This is a genomic window from Nonomuraea sp. NPDC023979, assembly GCF_040639085.1.
In the GTDB taxonomy this organism is placed as follows: domain Bacteria; phylum Actinomycetota; class Actinomycetes; order Streptosporangiales; family Streptosporangiaceae; genus Nonomuraea; species Nonomuraea ceibae.
Genome location: NZ_JBEZZG010000013.1, coordinates 41551 through 56936 on the forward strand (window position 1 = coordinate 41551; position 15386 = coordinate 56936).

A 15386-nucleotide genomic window follows, 5' to 3' on the forward strand; every position below is an offset into this window, starting at 1 on the left:
GTCAGGCGGCGGCGCTGGAGCGGAGGCGGGCGGCGCCGAGCCGGAGGGACAGCGGGTTGCCGCCCGAGGTGCCGACCAGGTCGGCGACCGCCTGGGGGCCGAGGGCCGCGCCGACGAGCAGGTCGGCCAGGCGGGTGGCGGCCTCGTCGGCGAGGGGCCGCAGGAACGCCCGGTGCGCGCCCTGCCGGGCGACGAGGTCGTCGAGCGCGTCGGCGCTGGTGACGATGACGCGGCAGCCGGGCCCGCCGGGCAGCAGCGGCAGCACCTGGTCGGCGCTCTCGGCGCCGTCGAGCACGACGAGGACGCGCCGGCGCGCGGTGCAGCTCCGGTAGAGGGCGAGCTTCTCGGCCGGGTCGGCAGGCAGGTCGGGGGCGCCGAGGGCGCGCAGGAACCGGTCCAGGACCGGGCCGGGCCCGGTGCCGCCCATGTCGGCGTAGAGCTGCCCGTCGGGGAAGCGGTCGAGGCGGCGGTGCGCCCAGTGCACGGCCAGGGTGGTCTTGCCGACGCCCGCGGGCCCGCTGAGCACCATGGGGCCGGGGGCGCGGGCGGAGCCGAGGATCGCGTCGAGGGCGACCAGCTCGGCCTCGCGGCCGACGAACGGCAGGACGCGCGGCGGGAGCTGGCACGGCACGACGCGGCCGGCCGGCCGGGCGGAGGCCGGGGCGGCGGGCGGGCGCATGAGGGCGGACTCGTCGCGCAGGATCTGCTCGTGCAGCCGCCGCAGCGCGGGGCCGGGCTCGAGGCCGATCTGCTCCAGCAGGTAGCGGCGGGTCTCCTGGTAGGTGCGCAGCGCGTCGGCGCGGCGGCCGGCCCGGTACTGGGCGAGCATGAGCTGGGCGCGGACGCGCTCGCGGAAGGGCGATTCGGCGACGAGGGCGAGCAGTTCGGGGATCACCTGGTGGTGGCGGCCCAGCTCGATCTCCAGCTCCAGGCAGGTCTCCAGCGCCTCCAGCCGTGACTCGGCCATCCGGGCGGCGTCGTAGCGCAGCCCGCGGATGTCCTCGAACGGCTGCCCGCGCCACAGGGCGAGCGCGTCGCGCAGCAGCAGGACGGCGTCCTCCCGGGCGGCGGCGTCGGCCCGGCCCCGGGCCTGTCCGACGAGGTCGCGGAAGCGGAGCCAGTCGATGCTGGCCGGGGCGGCGCGCAGCAGGTAGCCGGGGCTGGAGGTCTCGATGAGCCCGGCGCCGAGCGTGCGGCGCAGCCGCGACACGCAGATGGCGACCTGCCGCCAGGCGCTGCGGGGCGCGGATCCGGCCCACACGGCCTCGACGAGCCGTTCGACGCTCATCACGCGGTTGGGGTTGAGGAGCAGGCTGGCCAGGATGACCAGCTCGCGGTGGGCGCTCATGGGCAGTTCGGCGCCGTCCTTGACGACGGTGAGCGGGCCGAGCACACGGAACTCGAAGGCGGTGTCCATCAGGCGGTCAGCCTGCTTTCGAGCACGTCGGCGGCGCGGGCGGTGCCCCCGGCGGCGGCGATCTCGCGGCGCATCGCGGCGGCGGCCCGGTGCATGGTCTCGTCGGCGGCGACGTCGAGGACCGTCTCGACCAACTGTCCGGGGGTGAGGGCGGCGGGGTCGAGGGTGCGGCCGAGGCCGAGTTCGGCGATGCGGCGGGCGCTGACCCGGTCGATGGCGGTGGCGGGGACGACGACGGCGGGGCGGCCCCAGTGCAGCGCCTCCATCGCGGTGCCCATGCCGCCCTGGGTGACGGCGACGCGGGCGTGGCGCAGCACGTCGAGGTGGGACACCCAGCGGTGTGCCTCGACGGTGGGCGGGAGCGGGCCGAGCTCGGCGGGGTCGAGGCCGTCGCCGAGGGTGACGACGGTCCGCCAGGGCAGTTCGGCGAAGGCGCGCACGCAGGTGCGGACGAGCTCGGGGCGGCTGGTGAGCACGGTGCCGAAGGACAGCAGCGCGATCGGCAGGCCGTCGCCCGGCGGCTGCCATCCGGTGAGGAAGCGGCGCTCGTCCAGGCATGGGCCGACGAAGGCGAACCGCTCGTCGAAGGTGTCGCCGGCGTACTGGAAGGCGCGCGGCAGCGCGACCACGTTGGAGTCCTGCACCTGCCACCACAGCTCGGCCGGGTCGGCGGTGACGCCGTGGGCGGCGGCCAGGTCGCGGGTCCTGGCGAGCATGCCGTCGACCCAGCCGGGCAGCTCGGGGCCGGGCCCGCCGCCGCCGTCCTCGGCGTAGACGGCGGTGAGGAAGGAGAAGTGCTCGTTGGCGGCGAACACCGGGATGAACTGCGTGGCGGGCACGTCCCATTTCCTGGCCAGGACGCGGCCGGCGTGCAGGACGGACACGTCGTAGACGATCACGTCGGGCCGGTGTTCCGGGCCTGCGGCGGCGAGCATCGCCGCGCTCTCGTCGAGGAAGAGCGAGAGCAGGCCGAGCGGGTCGTCCTCCAGCTTGCGCAGGTCGACGTCCCGGTAGATCGACTCGTACGGGAGCAGGGTGGCGCCGGCTCCCGTCACCAGCCCGGCCATGGCGGGCGAGGTGAGATAGGTGACCTGGTTGCCCCGTCGGACGAGCTCGGCCGCGACCGCGAGGCCGGGAATGACATGTCCGTGGTCGGGCTGGCACATGAAAAGAAAACGCCCCGTCATGTGAGGCCTCCCCGCAATGATTGCGCATTTACGTGCGCTGCCCAATCTATGGACGGGCGGGAGAATCGGTCACCCCTAGCTTCCCCCTCACCTTCGCGGCGCTTTCTAGGGGTTCCCCCGATCGGGGCCCCGCTGTTTATTCTGGGGCCGCCGGAGCCAGCAGGAGGACGAATGGTCACGCGCGTCTGGGATTATCTGCCCGAATACGAATCCGAGCGAGCCGACATCCTGGACGCCGTGGAGACGGTGTTCGCCTCGGGGCAGCTCGTGCTGGGGCAGAGCGTGCGCTCGTTCGAGGAGGAGTTCGCCGCCTATCACGGGGTGCGCCACTGCGTCGGCGTCGACAACGGGACGAACGCGGTCAAGCTGGGGCTGCAGGCGCTGGGCGTCGGGCCGGGCGACGAGGTGATCACGGTGTCCAACACGGCGGCGCCGACCGTGGTGGCCATCGACGCCGTGGGCGCCGTCCCGGTCTTCGTCGACGTGCGCCCCGGCACGTACCTGATGGACGTGGAGCGCGTGGCGGCGGCGATCACGCCGCGCACCCGCTGCCTGCTGCCGGTCCACCTGTACGGGCAGTGCGTGGAGATGGAGCCGCTGGAGCGGCTGGCCGCCGAGCACGACCTGGTGATCCTGGAGGACTGCGCGCAGGCGCACGGCGCCCGCCACCACGGCCGGGTCGCCGGCTCGATGGGGCACGCGGCGGCGTTCTCGTTCTACCCGACGAAGGTGCTGGGGGCCTACGGCGACGGCGGGGCGACGATCACCTCCGACCCGGAGGTGGAGCGGGCGCTGCGGCGGCTGCGCTACTACGGGATGGAGAAGACGTACTACGTGGTGAGCACGCCCGGCCACAACGCGCGGCTGGACGAGGTGCAGGCGGAGATCCTGCGCCGCAAGCTGCGCCGGCTCGACCGCTACGTGGACGGCCGCCGGGCGGTCGCCGCCCGCTACGCCGAGGCCCTGGCCGGCACCGGGCTGGTGCTGCCGGAGACGGCGCCGGGCAACGAGCACGCCTACTACCTGTACGTGGTGCGCCACCCGCGCCGGGACGAGATCCTGGAGGCGCTGCGCGGCTTCGGCATCCAGCTCAACGTCAGCTACCCGTGGCCGGTCCACACGATGTCGGGGTTCGCGCATCTGGGTCACGGGGCGGGCAGCCTGCCGGTGACCGAGGCGCTGGCCGGGGAGATCTTCTCGCTGCCGATGTACCCGTCGCTGCCGGTGGAGCTGCAGGACCGGGTCATCGCGGCGCTGCTGAAGGTGCTGTAGCGGGCGCGTAGCGGGGCAGCAGCCCGAGCGCCGCCGCCTCGGCCAGGGTGGGGGCGGCGGCGTCGCGCTCCGACAGCAGCGGCGTCTCCCCCGCCGGCAGCGGCAGCGCCAGGTCCTCGTCCAGCACCGACAGCGTGAGGTCGTCGGCCGCGCGGTACTCCGACGACAGCAGGTAGCACATGACGGTGTCGTCCTCCAGCGCGGCGAACGCGTGCCCGGCGCCCGGCGGCAGGTAGACGGCCCGGCCGTTGCCCGCGGTGAGCTCGACCGCGTCCCAGCGGCCGAACGTGGGCGAGCCGTCGCGCAGGTCGACGACCATGTCCAGGGCCCGGCCGCCGGCGCAGAAGACGTACTTGGCGGTGCCGGGCGGGACCAAGGTGTAGTGCACGCCGCGCACGACGCCGCGCCGGGAGACGTTGCGGCTGGCCTGGGCGACGGTGAACAGCGGGCGGCCCACCGCGGCGGCGAACGCGCTCTCCTGGTAGGGGGAGGCGAAGCTGCCGCGCCGGTCGGGGTAGACGTCGGGCTCGAAGGCGAAGGCGCCGGTCACGGCGAGCTCACGGTGGCGCACGGGTCATCCCCTGACGAGGTGGACGTCCGGCACGTACAGGATCCAGGAGCCGCCCGCGTCGCGGAACGCCGTCTCCTTGGCCATGATCTCCTCGGCGTGGTTCCAGGCGAACAGCAGCGCGTAGTCGGGGTACGGGTCGGCGAACGCCTCCGGGCCGAGGACGGGGATGTGCGAGCCGGGCGTGAGCCTGCCCTGCTTGGCCGGGGTGGTGTCGCAGATCAGCGGGACGAGGCCGGGGCCGATGCCGCAGTAGTTGAGCACGGTGGCGCTCTTGGCGGTGGCGCCGTAGCCGTACACGGTGGCACCCCGCGCGCGCAGGCCGGTGAGCAGGTCCACGAGGCCGTCGCGGATGCCGGCGACGCGGCCGGCGAAGGCGGAGAGCGTCGCGGGGGCGGCCAGCTCGGCGGCCTCCTCGGCGGCCAGCAGCTCGGCCACGGCGGCCGTGGGGGTCCTGGCGCCCTCGCGGGCGAGCGTGTAGCGGACCTCGCCGCCGTGCACGGGCAGCCGTTCGACGTCGACGAGCTCGAAGCCGTGGCGGCGGGCCATCGCGCGCACGGAGGTGGCGGAGAAGAGGTAGAAGTGCTCGTCGTAGATCTGGTCGAAGGAGGCGCGCTCGACGACGTCGCCGAGGTACGGGTCCTCGAAGACGAACACGCCGCCGGGCCGCAGCAGCGTGGCGACTCCCTTCATGATCGAGTCGAGGTAGGGGATGTGGCACAGGGTGTTGGCGGCGTAGACGACGTCCGCGGGCCCGTCGAAGGCGCGGATGCTCGCGGCGGTGGCGGCCTCGAAGAAGTCCTTGCGCACCCGCACGCCGCGGGCGGCGGCCAGGTCGGCGACGCCGCCGGACGGCTCGACGCCGAGGTGCCTGACGCCGGCGGCGGCGATCGTGGCCAGCATGGTGCCGTCGTTGCAGCCCAGCTCGACGACGAACGGGTCGGGCCCGGTCAGCTCGGTGGCGAGCAGCCGCCCGGCCAGGGCGCGGAAGTGCTCGCGCATCACGGCGGAGCCGGACGACAGGTACGGGTAGCCGTCATGGAACATCCGCTCGCGCGGCACCTCGTGCAGGAGCTGCACCATGGCGCAGCTCTCGCACACGCCGACGGCCAGGTCGAAGAAGAACTCCTCCCCGGGGTCGGCGGGGAGGACGAAGGCGTCGGAGACCGGCTGGCGGCCGAAGTCGGCGAAAGGGTGGAGACGGCCCGAGCAGATCCGGCACGCCATGCGCTCCTCCTTAGTCGGTGTCCCGGCGATAGCGCACCCAGACGTCGCCGGTCTGCACGTATCCGGTGAGCCGCACGGTCACGCCGTCGGGCGCGAGCGGCACGGGCGGGCGGTTGTAGACGGCGCCCATCCACCGGCGGACGACCTCCTCGTCCCGGACGATCCAGCCGCGCGGCACCACCACGGTGATGTCGCCGAACCAGGAGGTGATCTCGATGTCGAGCCGCACCTCCCGGTGCGGGCAGTCGGCCCGGGTGAAGTCGACGCGCACCTTGCCCCACCGGCCCGCCTTGGCGCTCAGGTAGGCGGGCACGCTCCAGCGGCCCACCTGGGCGAGCTTGCCGCTGGTCGTGTGCAGCTGTAACGCGCCGCCCACGGGTGCGGGCAGCGCCGCGGTCGCCGCGACCGCCGCGGACGGCGGGCCGGGGTGCGGCAGGTCGGCCACGACGTCGTCCAGCTCGCCCAGCGTGCGGGCGGAGTAGGTGCGGTCGACGCGGTCGTTCAGTTCTTCCAGGCTGATGCGTCCCTCGCTGACGGCCACGCGCAGCATCTCGGCGACTCTCTCGCGGTCGTGGTCACTGGCCCGCACTTCCCGGTGATCGGTCATGGCGTCCACCCTAGAAGGGTAGGAATGCGGCGGCCCAGTGCAGAACCCCTATCCTCTGACCTCGCGCGGGACAGGGGTGGGGGCGCAAGGCAGGGGTTGAGCGGCTCGCGTGGCCGGTGGCAGCGTCGGCGGTGGGAAAACCGTTGTGAGGAGCCTGCCATCAGCGACGTACACGAGTGGTTGCGCGAGATGGCCGGGCACACGTCGATGAGCGTGACCCGGCTCCCCCTGGAGGAGCTGGCCGGCTGGCACGAGGACCCGGCGACGGGCAACATCCACCACCGCAGCGGCCGGTTCTTCACCGTCGAGGGGCTGGACGTGCGCCGCCCCGGGTGGGCGGTGCCGGCCTGGACGCAGCCCATCATCAACCAGCCCGAAGCGGGCATCCTCGGCATCCTGCTCAAGCGGCCGGGCGGCGTGCCGCACCTGCTGATGCAGGCCAAGAACGAGCCGGGCAACGTCGACGGGCCGCAGCTCTCCCCCACCGTGCAGGCGACCAGGAGCAACTACACGGGCGTGCACCGGGGGCGGGCGGTGCCGTACCTGGACTTCTTCCGGGAGCGGCGCGGCCGGGTGCTGGCCGACGTGCGCCAGTCGGAGCAGGGCGCGTGGTTCTACCGCAAGCGCAACCGGAACATGGTCGTGGAGGTCGGCGAGGAGGTGGCGGCGGCCGAGGGGTTCCGGTGGCTGCCACTGCGGCTGGTGCGCGACCTGCTGTCGGTGCCGGACCTGGTCAACATGGACGCGCGGACGGTGCTGGCGTGCCTGCCGGCGCTGGACGAGCCGGGCGGCGGCGGGTTCGGCGGTGACGGGTTCGGCGGCCTGCTGGCCCGCTCGCGCGACCCGCTGGCGGGCGCCCGGCACGACGTGCAGGAGGTGCTGAGCTGGCTGAGCGGCATCCGTTCGACGGTGGACGTGCAGGCCAGCCCGCTGCCGCTGAACCGGCTGCGCCGCTGGCACCGGGACGCGGGCCGCATCACGCACGAGAGCGGCAGGTTCTTCGACGTGATCGGCGTGCGCGTGGAGGCGCGCGGCCGGGAGGTCGACCGGTGGACGCAGCCGATGATCGAGCCGGTGGGCACCGGGCTGGTCGCCTTCCTCGTCCGGCCGATCGGCGGGGTGCTGCACGCGCTGGTGCACGCCCGCGTCGAGCCCGGCTACACCGACGTGGTGGAGCTGGCCCCGACCGTGCAGTGCACGCCGGGCAACTACGACCACCTGCCGGCGTCGGCCCGGCCGCCGCTGCTGGCGCACGTGCTCGCGGCGCCGCCGGAGCGGGTGCGCTACGACACCGTCCTGTCGGAGGAGGGCGGGCGCTTCTTCCACGCGCGCAACCGCTATCTGGTGGTGGAGACGGACGAGGACCCGCTGCCCGGCCACCCGTCCTTCCGCTGGCTCGCGCTGCACCAGCTCGACGCGCTGCTGCGGCACAGCTACTACCTGAACGTGCAGGCGCGCAGCCTGAACGCCTGCCTGCACGGGCTGGCGAGCGAGCCGGTCAGCGGAGGTGCGCGATGACCTCGCCGAAGTCCTCCATCGCGGAGTCCATCACGGTGACGTAGGTGAAGCCGAACCGTTCCCGGTCGCGCCTGACCTGCTCGGCGATCTGGGCCGGGGTGCCGGCGAACAGCGTCGGCACGTCCAGGAGCTGGGCGGTGGTGAGGTCGGGGGCGTAGCGGCGCAGGCCCTCCAGCCCGGCGCGGCGGTCGCGGGTCAGCACGGTGGCCTTGGACAGCACGTTGAGCTCCGGCGGCGCGGCCCGCCCGGCCGACTCGGCGCGCACGTGCGCGACCCGCTCCAGCAGCGTGGCGGCGTCGACGAGCGCGGTCCTGCCGTACTCGGGCCGGTAGGGGGCGCCGGTGAAGCTGACGATCTCGGCGGTGCGGGCGGCCAGGGCGAGCACCCGGTCGCCGTGCCCGCCGATCATGAGGGGCGGGCGCTTGCGGTCCAGCAGCCGGTCGAGCTCGGCGACGAGCCTTTCCAGCGTGCGCGCACGGGCGCCCGCGCCGAACGGCAGCCCGGCCGCCTCGAACTCGGCGCGCATGTAGCCGGTGCCGAGCCCGAGCTCCAGCCGCCCGTCCATGAGCCGGTCGAGCGTGACGACGTCGCGGGCGAGCAGGGCGGGCCGGTGGAAGGAGGCGTTGAGCACGTACGTGCCGATGAGCGGCCGTTCGGTGGCCTCGGCGGCGAGCAGCGCGGTGGGGAACGGCGCGAGCAGGTTCAGGTGGTCGGGCACGGCGATCACGTCGTAGCCGAGCGCCTCGGCGCGGCGGCACCGGGTCACCCAGGCGTTCCTGGAGCAGTCCTCGGCGATGAGCACGACGCCGAACCTCATCGCAGCGTGCTCTCGTGACCGCGGGCGGGCGGGACGGCTGGCGGGACGGTGTGCGCGGCGGCGATCGCGGCGACGGCGGTGACGATGAGCCCGCCGCCGGTGCGCCACCTGCCGCTGAACCCGGTGAGCGGGCGGCCCATCCAGCGCGGCCCCGGCACCAGCAGCTCGGCCCGGAACGTGCCGCGCAGCGGGTCGACGCTGACCACGGCGTCCTGGAAGTCGAGCCAGCGCCCGGCCAGCGGGAACCACGCCTTGTAGACGGACTCCTTGGCGCTGAACAGCAGCCGGTCCCAGCTCGTGCGCGGGTGGCGTTCGGCCAGGCGGCGCAGCATGTCGCGCTCGCCGGGGACGGAGACGACCTCCAGCACCCCGGGCGGCAGCGGCGCGTCGGGCTCGGCGTCGATGCCGACGGCGCCGGGCTCGGCGCTGACGGCGGCGGCCCGGTAGCCGGCGCAGTGGGTGATGCTGCCGATGACGCCGGGCGGCCAGAGCGGCTCGCCGTAGGAGCCGCTGAGGATCGGGACGGGGTCGAGGCCGAGCCGCCGCATGGCCCGGTGGGCGCAGTCGCGGGCGGTGGTGAACTCGGCCCGGCGCTTGACGGCCACGCGGCGCACCAGCGCGGCCTCCTCCGGGAAGAGGATGACGCCGGCCGGGTCGGTGAAGGTGTCGAAAGACTTGACCGTCACCGGCAGGATCTCCTCGATCACCTAATCCTCCTCGCACCCCGTATAACCGGCACATTAGCCGCCGTCCAGGGCGGCCGAAAGGAAGGCCAATCATCTTTATGGGTGCCGCCGGATTTTCTGGGGTAGGGACAGGGGTTCCGGCGTGGCCGGGAAGCCGGGAGGTCCCCTATCATGCGCAGGGGCACATCGGGGGTTGACTGACCAATCCCACACTTTGTGAAGTACGGGGTTGCCACGCGATTTGAAGCCCTTTTTGATAGGAAGGCGCACGCGTGGAAAGCGACGGAATGTAAGGGGATTCGTGCGGTACACGAGGCTCGGCCCGTCGGGGCCGGTTATCTCCGGCGTCGGGCTCGGCTCGCTCGCCCTGTCCGGCGCCTACGGGCCCGTCGGCGACACCGACGCCGACCGGCTGCTCCGGGCGGCGCTCGACGCCGGCGTGACCTTTCTCGACACGGCGGGCTTCTACGCCGCGGGCCACGTGGAGAGCATGATCGGCAAGGCGGTCGCGCGCCGGGGCGACGGCGTGGTGGTGGCCACGCGCGGCGGGGTGCGCCGTCACGGCCCGCGCGGGACCGTGGAGTCCGACGGGCGGCCCGGCTCCCTGGAGCGTGACTGCGACGCCTCGCTCAGGCGGCTGCGCACCGGCCGCATCGGCCTGTTCTACCTCGACTGCCAGGACGAGCGCGTGCCCGTGGAGGCGGGCGTGCAGCGGCTGTCGGAGCTGGTGGCGGCCGGGAAGATCGCCCATGTGGGGCTGACCGGCGGCACCCCGCAGCAGGTGCGGCGGGCGCACGCGGTGCACCCGATCAGCGCGGTCGCCGTGGAGTTCTCGCTGTGGGGGCGGCGGCCGTCGCAGGGGCTGCTCGACACCGTGCGGGAGCTCGGCATCGCCGTGGTCGCCGCCCGGCCGCTGGGCCGCGGGTTCCTCACCGGCCGGATGGGGTCACGCCCGGCGCTCGGGCCGGGCGACTGGCGGCACGCCGATCCGCGCTTCGACGCCGAGCAGCGCGAGGCGTGCGCGCCGCAGCTGAAGTCGCTGGAGGCGATGGCCGCCCGGCTCGACGTGGGGGCCGGCCGGCTCGCGCTGAGCTGGCTGCTGGCGCAGGGCGACTACGTGGTGCCGGTCCCGAGCACGCGCGACCCGGTGCATCTGGAGATGAACCTGGCGGCCTCGTCGGTCGAGGTGCCGCCGGCGACCCGCGACGCGCTGGCGGAGCTCTTCCCGGCCTGCCCGTCGGGTCAGTCGTCGCCGCCCCTGCTCTGAGGCGGGATGAGCGAGGCGGCCAGGGCCTTGTTGACGGCGTCGATGCGGGAGGCGGCGTTCAGCTTGACGAAGATGTTGCGCATGTGGCGCTTGACCGTCGCCTCGGCCAGGCCGAGCCGGCGGGCGATCTGGTTGTTGCTGAGCGCCTGCGCGGCCAGCTGCAGCACCTCCAGCTCCTTGTCCGACAGCACGCCGGTCGAGGGCGCCTCCACGCGGGCCAGGCTGCTGCGGGAGACGGCCAGCACGAGCCGTGACGGCTCCTCGTGGACGCTGCGCACGGCCGAGATCAGCTCGTGCCGGTGCACGCTCTTGAGCAGGTAGCCGCGGATGCCGGCGGCCAGCAGCCGGGTGAGCAGGTGCGGGCCGTCGTACATGCTGAGGATGATGATGCCGGTCTCCGGCGAGAGCGCGCGGATGCGGCCGACGGTCTCGGTCACCTCGTCGCCGGGGATCTCCACGTCGAGCAGCACCACGTCGGGCAGCGTCTCGGCGACCACGCGCACGGCGGTGGCGGAGTCGCCGGCCTCCCCGGCCACGCTGATGTCGCCGACCGACTCCAGGATCTCCCGCAGGCCCTCCCGGAACAGGGCGTGATCGTCGACCAGGACCACGGAGATCCGGGCGTCAGGCGTCACGCTGTCCACCGGGCCGCCTCTTGAGTGGGACGAAGAGCTGGACCAGGCAGCCCCGGCCCGGCTCGCTGGAGATGAGCACCCGGCCGCCGAGCAGTTCGGCGCGCTCGCGCATGGAGGTGAGGCCGACGCCGTCGTGCTCGCGGGCCCGGGCGGGGTCGAAGCCGTGGCCGTTGTCCTGGACGGAGGCCGACAGCTCGTGCGGGGCGATGTTCACCCGGACCACGACGAGCTTGGGGCGGCCGTGGCCGAGCGCGTTGCGCACGGCCTCGCGGACGATGAGGAACGCCTCGTCGAGGACGCGCGGCGGGGCCCACGACTCGTCGCCGCTCACGTCGAGCCCGACGGAGACCACGTCGTCCTCGACGGTCTCGATGAAGCCGAGCAGCGCCTTCTCCAGGCTCTTGACCGGGACCTGCGGGTGCAGCTCGGAGGTGATCTGGCGCAGGTTCTCCATCGTCTCCTGGACGGCCTGCTGGGCGAGGCTGATCTTGGCGGCGGCGCGGGCGGCGTCCACCGGCCGGTACACCTCCGACAGCGCGAGCTGCTGGTGGGCGACGCTGACGCCGTGGCCGATGCGGTCGTGCAGCTCGCGGGCGATGCGGCGGCGCTCGTCGTCCTGGGCCTCGTGGACCTGGTTGAGCAGGAAGCTGTGGTAGCTGTCGGCCGACTCGCGCACGCGCCGGGACAGGCTCTCCTCCATGCCGCTGACGGCCAGCGTGATCAGGTCGGCGGGCGAGTCGTACGCGTCCGCCAGCCCCCGGGTCAAATGCCGCAGCGCCGAACGGAAGAAAAGTGAGCCCGCCTCAAGTGAGGCTTTGGGATGGACGCCGCCCGCGGCCCGCGCGTTTCCCACCTCGCGCGCGTGAAATTGATAGAGCTCGCCCACCTGCACCTTTCCGGCACGGAGCGTGGCCGCCACGTCGTCGAGCACCTGACGGGCGGTGGAGAGCGCGAGCTCGCGCGCGCTCTGATCTGCGAAGACGACGTTACCGGCGGTCTGAAGGGCTGATTCGAATTCGTTGAGGATTAAATCACGACACGATTCGACTAATTCCGCCGGGTCCCCCGTGGCCCCGTGTGCCGCCTCCAATGTCCCCCCTCCGCCGCCGCGCGTTGAGCGTTCTCCAAACTATCGCGCGACCAGGAGACACATGCAACATTTGGGTCAGATCCATGACAAAAACGCGGTCAGGTGAAGAAGATGTTGCGTTCCCATGAACGCTCCATACGGGCGGCGCGCCCGCCGCCGCCCGCCGTCCCCGCCGCCGGCGCCCGCTTCCGGGCCCCGCGCGGCCGGCAGCCCGGCCGCCGCCACCGCCACCACGCCCGCCGCCAGCGCCGCCACGACGCCGCCGAGCGGCGCCCGCGCCAGCGCCACCGCCAGGGCGAAGGCCACCAGCAGCACCACCGCGGCGCCCACCATGACCTGCCGCGACATCCGCTCCCCGATGAGCACGCCGAGCGTGCGCCGGCCGGCCGCCGTGTCGCCCTCGATGTCCGACAGGTCCTTGGCCGGCACGCCGACGAACACCATCCAGCCGATCGCCACCCCGGCGAACAGCACCAGCGCCGTCGGCGCGGCCACGCCGCCGCCCGCCGTCGCCACCGTGAAACCCGCCAGGTACGACAGCAGCCCCGACAGGCACAGCACCGCGACCGTGCCGCCCGAGGTGTCCTTCAGCGGCAGCGGCGGGCCCGAGTACAGGTAGCCCAGCACCAGGTTGCCGGCGATGATCCACGGCATCTGCCCGGGCAGGCCCGCCGTCGCCACCAGCGAGAGACACCCGGCCCCGGCCGCCACCACGGCGGCCAGCCGGGCGTCCAGGTCGCCCCGGGCGATCGGCCGGCCCGAACCGTTGATCTGGTCCTCCGCGACGTCCGTCACCCCGTTGAAGAGGTAGATCGCGAAGATCGACAGCACCCAGGCGGCGGCACCCTGGGCGACCTGCGGGAAGGAGGCGGCGGCGGTCGCGGCCGGCAGCGCGAGCGCGACGCCGGTGAGGTAGCGCAGGGCCGAGACGGCCAGCACCAGAGGTCGGGCCTCTGCGACGCAGAGACCGAGGGCACGCGCGGACAAGGCTGCCATGTCCGCATTGTGAGCGGCCCGCGCCGGGCCTGACATAGGGGCGATCCGAAGGTTGTAGCCGGGACTGCGCCTTTCGATACGGGGGGTGGTACCCGGGGCTATTACCGGAGAACTCCTGATGCCCCGTCTTGCCCGGCCCGCGAGCCCCCTTATAACGTCCGGCCATAACGCCGGGAAAGCCGAACCGCGGGGGCCGGACCTCACCTTAGAAACGACTCCGGTGAATTCCAACCCCTGTTCCGAGGAAAACGAGGGTCACCCACGAAAGGAATTCCGCCATGCAGGGTGCCGGACGTTACACCGGTCTCACGCCCCTCGATCTGCCCGACCGCACCTGGCCGGGCAGTCGCATCCACTCCGCCCCCCGCTGGCTCTCCACCGACCTGCGCGACGGCAACCAGTCGCTGGCCCGCCCGATGTCGCCCGAGCGCAAGCTCCGGATGTTCGACCTGCTGGTGCGGATCGGGTTCAAGGAGATCGAGGTCGGCTTCCCCGTCGCCAGCCAGGACGACCACGACTTCGTCCGGCTGCTCATCGAGCGCGACCACATCCCCGACGACGTGCGCATCACCGTGCTGACCCAGGCCCGCGAGGAGCTCATCCGCGCCACCGTGGACAGCCTCAAGGGCGCGCCGCGCGCCACGGTGCACATCTACAACGCCACCTCGCCGCTCTTCCGCGACCTGGTGCTCGGCGTCGGCCGGGCCGGCTGCCGCGACCTCGCGGTACGCGCCACGCACGTGCTGATGGACCAGGCCGGGCGCGCCCTGCCCGGCTGCGACCTGGGCTACCAGTACTCCCCCGAGCTCTTCAACGAGACCGAGCCGGACTTCGCCCTGGAGGTGTGCGAGGCGGTCATGGACGCCTGGCAGCCGGAGGCGGGCCGGGGCATCATCCTCAACTTCCCGACCACGGTCGAGCGGTCGCTGCCGAACGTGTTCGCCGATCAGATCGAGTGGCTGGGCCGCAACCTGTCGCGGCGCGAGCACGTGTGCCTGTCCGTCCACCCGCACAACGACCGCGGCACCGGGGTCGCCGCCGCCGAGCTGGCGCTGCTGGCCGGGGCCGAGCGCGTCGAGGGGTGCCTGTTCGGCAACGGCGAGCGCGCCGGCAACGTCTGCCTGGTGACGCTCTGCATGAACCTGTTCACCCACGGCGTCGACCCGGGCGTCGACCTGTCCGACATCGACGACGTGCGGCGCACGGCCGAGGAGTGCAACCAGATGCCGGTGCACCCGCGCCACCCCTACGCGGGCGACCTGGTCTACACGGCCTTCTCCGGGTCGCACCAGGACGCCATCAAGAAGGGGTTCGACGAGCTGGAGCGCCGCGCCGTCACGACCGGCGCCCCGGCCGCCGCGCTGCCGTGGCGCACCCCGTACCTGCCCGTCGACCCCCGGGACGTCGGCCGCACGTACGAGGCGGTGGTGCGGGTCAACAGCCAGTCCGGCAAGGGCGGCGTCGCGTACGTGATGAGCGCCTGGCACGGGCTCGCCCTGCCGCGCGGCCTGCAGGCCGACCTGTCGGCGCGCGTGCAGGCGCGGGCCGACGCCGAGGGCGGCGAGCTGTCGCCCGGCCGGATCGGCGAGCTGTTCCGCGACGCGTACGCCGACGACGGCGCGCCGGCGGAGCTGTTCGCGCCGGTCACGGCGACGCTCTGGGTCGACGGCGCGGTGCCGCGCGGCCTGCGCCAGTCGCTCGCGCCGTGGGGCATCGACGTGCGGGCCGTGCACCGGGCCGCTCCCCCGCTGTCGCGTCACGGCGCGATCGGCCGGCGGCCCCTGGTCCGCCGCGCCCCGCACGACGCCGTCGTCTACGCCGAGTGCGGCGCCGGCGCCGAGAGTGAGGGCACGGGCGAGGTCGCGTGGGGGGTGGGCGCCGGGGCCGACGTGACGGCGGCGGCGTTCTCCGCCGTGCGCGCGGCGAGCGCCCGCCTCGCCGGCCGCGCCCACCACCGCCCCGCCCACCCCCTGAACCCTCACCCCCTGGAGCCGCGCCCCCTGGAGCCGAGCGCGAGGGAGCAGCGGCCGAGGGAGCAGCGTCAGGTGGAGCAGCTTCCGCTCGCGGCCGCGGGGTGAGGCCGGCGATGGCCCGCGTCG

15 protein-coding genes are annotated in these 15386 nt (G+C 73.7%); 5 read left to right on the forward strand and 10 right to left on the reverse strand.

Annotated features, from left to right (window positions below; genetic code table 11):
* Window position 1 precedes the first annotated feature (1 nt).
* On the reverse strand, window positions 2–1417 hold the full coding sequence (locus AB0G11_RS23105; protein WP_219509619.1) for an AfsR/SARP family transcriptional regulator: 1416 nt from the start codon (window positions 1415–1417) through the stop codon (window positions 2–4).
* A complete protein-coding gene (locus tag AB0G11_RS23110; protein ID WP_357588075.1) occupies window positions 1417–2604 on the reverse strand; it encodes a macrolide family glycosyltransferase in 1188 nt (395 codons plus the stop codon). Before AB0G11_RS23110 ends, AB0G11_RS23105 begins: the two co-directional genes overlap by 1 nt.
* A 171-nt stretch (window positions 2605–2775) precedes the next feature.
* On the opposite strand from AB0G11_RS23110, the gene AB0G11_RS23115 reads away from it, so the two are divergent.
* Window positions 2776–3876: a DegT/DnrJ/EryC1/StrS family aminotransferase gene (locus tag AB0G11_RS23115; protein ID WP_357588077.1), complete on the forward strand. Its 1101-nt coding sequence runs from the start codon at window positions 2776–2778 to the stop codon at window positions 3874–3876.
* On the opposite strand, the gene AB0G11_RS23120 is transcribed toward AB0G11_RS23115, so the two are convergent.
* From AB0G11_RS23120 to AB0G11_RS23130, 3 genes are read right to left on the reverse strand one after another with little or no spacing between them, the layout of a single operon-like run.
* On the reverse strand, window positions 3848–4447 hold the full coding sequence (locus tag AB0G11_RS23120; protein WP_357588079.1) for a dTDP-4-dehydrorhamnose 3,5-epimerase family protein: 600 nt from the start codon (window positions 4445–4447) through the stop codon (window positions 3848–3850). The two genes, AB0G11_RS23115 and AB0G11_RS23120, sit on opposite strands and share 29 nt — an antisense overlap.
* Window positions 4448–4450: 3 nt before the next feature.
* Window positions 4451–5671, reverse strand: coding sequence for a class I SAM-dependent methyltransferase (locus AB0G11_RS23125; protein WP_357588081.1), 1221 nt, complete (start codon window positions 5669–5671; stop codon window positions 4451–4453).
* A 10-nt stretch (window positions 5672–5681) separates the two neighbouring features.
* Window positions 5682–6278: a DUF1707 domain-containing protein gene (locus AB0G11_RS23130; RefSeq protein WP_219509615.1), complete on the reverse strand. Its 597-nt coding sequence runs from the start codon at window positions 6276–6278 to the stop codon at window positions 5682–5684.
* A 24-nt stretch (window positions 6279–6302) separates the two neighbouring features.
* Here AB0G11_RS23130 and AB0G11_RS23135 point away from each other — a divergent pair, with 24 nt between their 5' ends.
* Window positions 6303–7796 (forward strand): NDP-hexose 2,3-dehydratase family protein, encoded by a 1494-nt coding sequence (locus AB0G11_RS23135; protein WP_219509614.1) that lies wholly within the window; start codon window positions 6303–6305, stop codon window positions 7794–7796.
* On the opposite strand, the gene AB0G11_RS23140 is transcribed toward AB0G11_RS23135, so the two are convergent.
* Both AB0G11_RS23140 and AB0G11_RS23145 read right to left on the reverse strand, forming a co-directional pair.
* Window positions 7777–8613 carry a TIGR03621 family F420-dependent LLM class oxidoreductase gene (locus tag AB0G11_RS23140; protein WP_357588083.1) on the reverse strand — a complete coding sequence of 279 codons (837 nt, stop codon included), beginning with the start codon at window positions 8611–8613 and terminating at the stop codon, window positions 7777–7779. The two genes, AB0G11_RS23135 and AB0G11_RS23140, sit on opposite strands and share 20 nt — an antisense overlap.
* Window positions 8610–9320 carry a 4'-phosphopantetheinyl transferase superfamily protein gene (locus AB0G11_RS23145; RefSeq protein ID WP_219509612.1) on the reverse strand — a complete coding sequence of 237 codons (711 nt, stop codon included), beginning with the start codon at window positions 9318–9320 and terminating at the stop codon, window positions 8610–8612. Before AB0G11_RS23145 ends, AB0G11_RS23140 begins: the two co-directional genes overlap by 4 nt.
* A 280-nt stretch (window positions 9321–9600) precedes the next feature.
* Here AB0G11_RS23145 and AB0G11_RS23150 point away from each other — a divergent pair, with 280 nt between their 5' ends.
* Window positions 9601–10566: an aldo/keto reductase gene (locus AB0G11_RS23150; RefSeq protein ID WP_357588085.1), complete on the forward strand. Its 966-nt coding sequence runs from the start codon at window positions 9601–9603 to the stop codon at window positions 10564–10566.
* Here AB0G11_RS23150 and AB0G11_RS23155 read toward each other — a convergent pair.
* A complete protein-coding gene (locus AB0G11_RS23155) occupies window positions 10542–11201 on the reverse strand; it encodes a response regulator transcription factor (protein WP_357588087.1) in 660 nt (219 codons plus the stop codon). The two genes, AB0G11_RS23150 and AB0G11_RS23155, sit on opposite strands and share 25 nt — an antisense overlap.
* The gene (locus AB0G11_RS23160; RefSeq protein ID WP_357588089.1) at window positions 11191–11967 is read right to left on the reverse strand and encodes a sensor histidine kinase; all 777 of its coding nucleotides are present in this window, start codon (window positions 11965–11967) and stop codon (window positions 11191–11193) included. The genes AB0G11_RS23155 and AB0G11_RS23160 overlap by 11 nt, the downstream gene beginning before the upstream one ends.
* Before the next feature lie 54 nt (window positions 11968–12021).
* Between AB0G11_RS23160 and AB0G11_RS23165 the strand changes: the two genes are divergently transcribed.
* Window positions 12022–12210 (forward strand): hypothetical protein, encoded by a 189-nt coding sequence (locus AB0G11_RS23165; RefSeq protein WP_219509608.1) that lies wholly within the window; start codon window positions 12022–12024, stop codon window positions 12208–12210.
* A gap of 156 nt (window positions 12211–12366) precedes the next feature.
* Here the strand turns inward: AB0G11_RS23165 and AB0G11_RS23170 are convergent, their stop codons facing one another.
* On the reverse strand, window positions 12367–13287 hold the full coding sequence (locus AB0G11_RS23170) for a UbiA family prenyltransferase (RefSeq protein ID WP_357588091.1): 921 nt from the start codon (window positions 13285–13287) through the stop codon (window positions 12367–12369).
* Window positions 13288–13565: 278 nt separating this feature from the next.
* Here AB0G11_RS23170 and AB0G11_RS23175 point away from each other — a divergent pair, with 278 nt between their 5' ends.
* Window positions 13566–15365, forward strand: coding sequence for a 2-isopropylmalate synthase (locus AB0G11_RS23175; protein WP_357588092.1), 1800 nt, complete (start codon window positions 13566–13568; stop codon window positions 15363–15365).
* Window positions 15366–15386 lie beyond the last annotated feature (21 nt).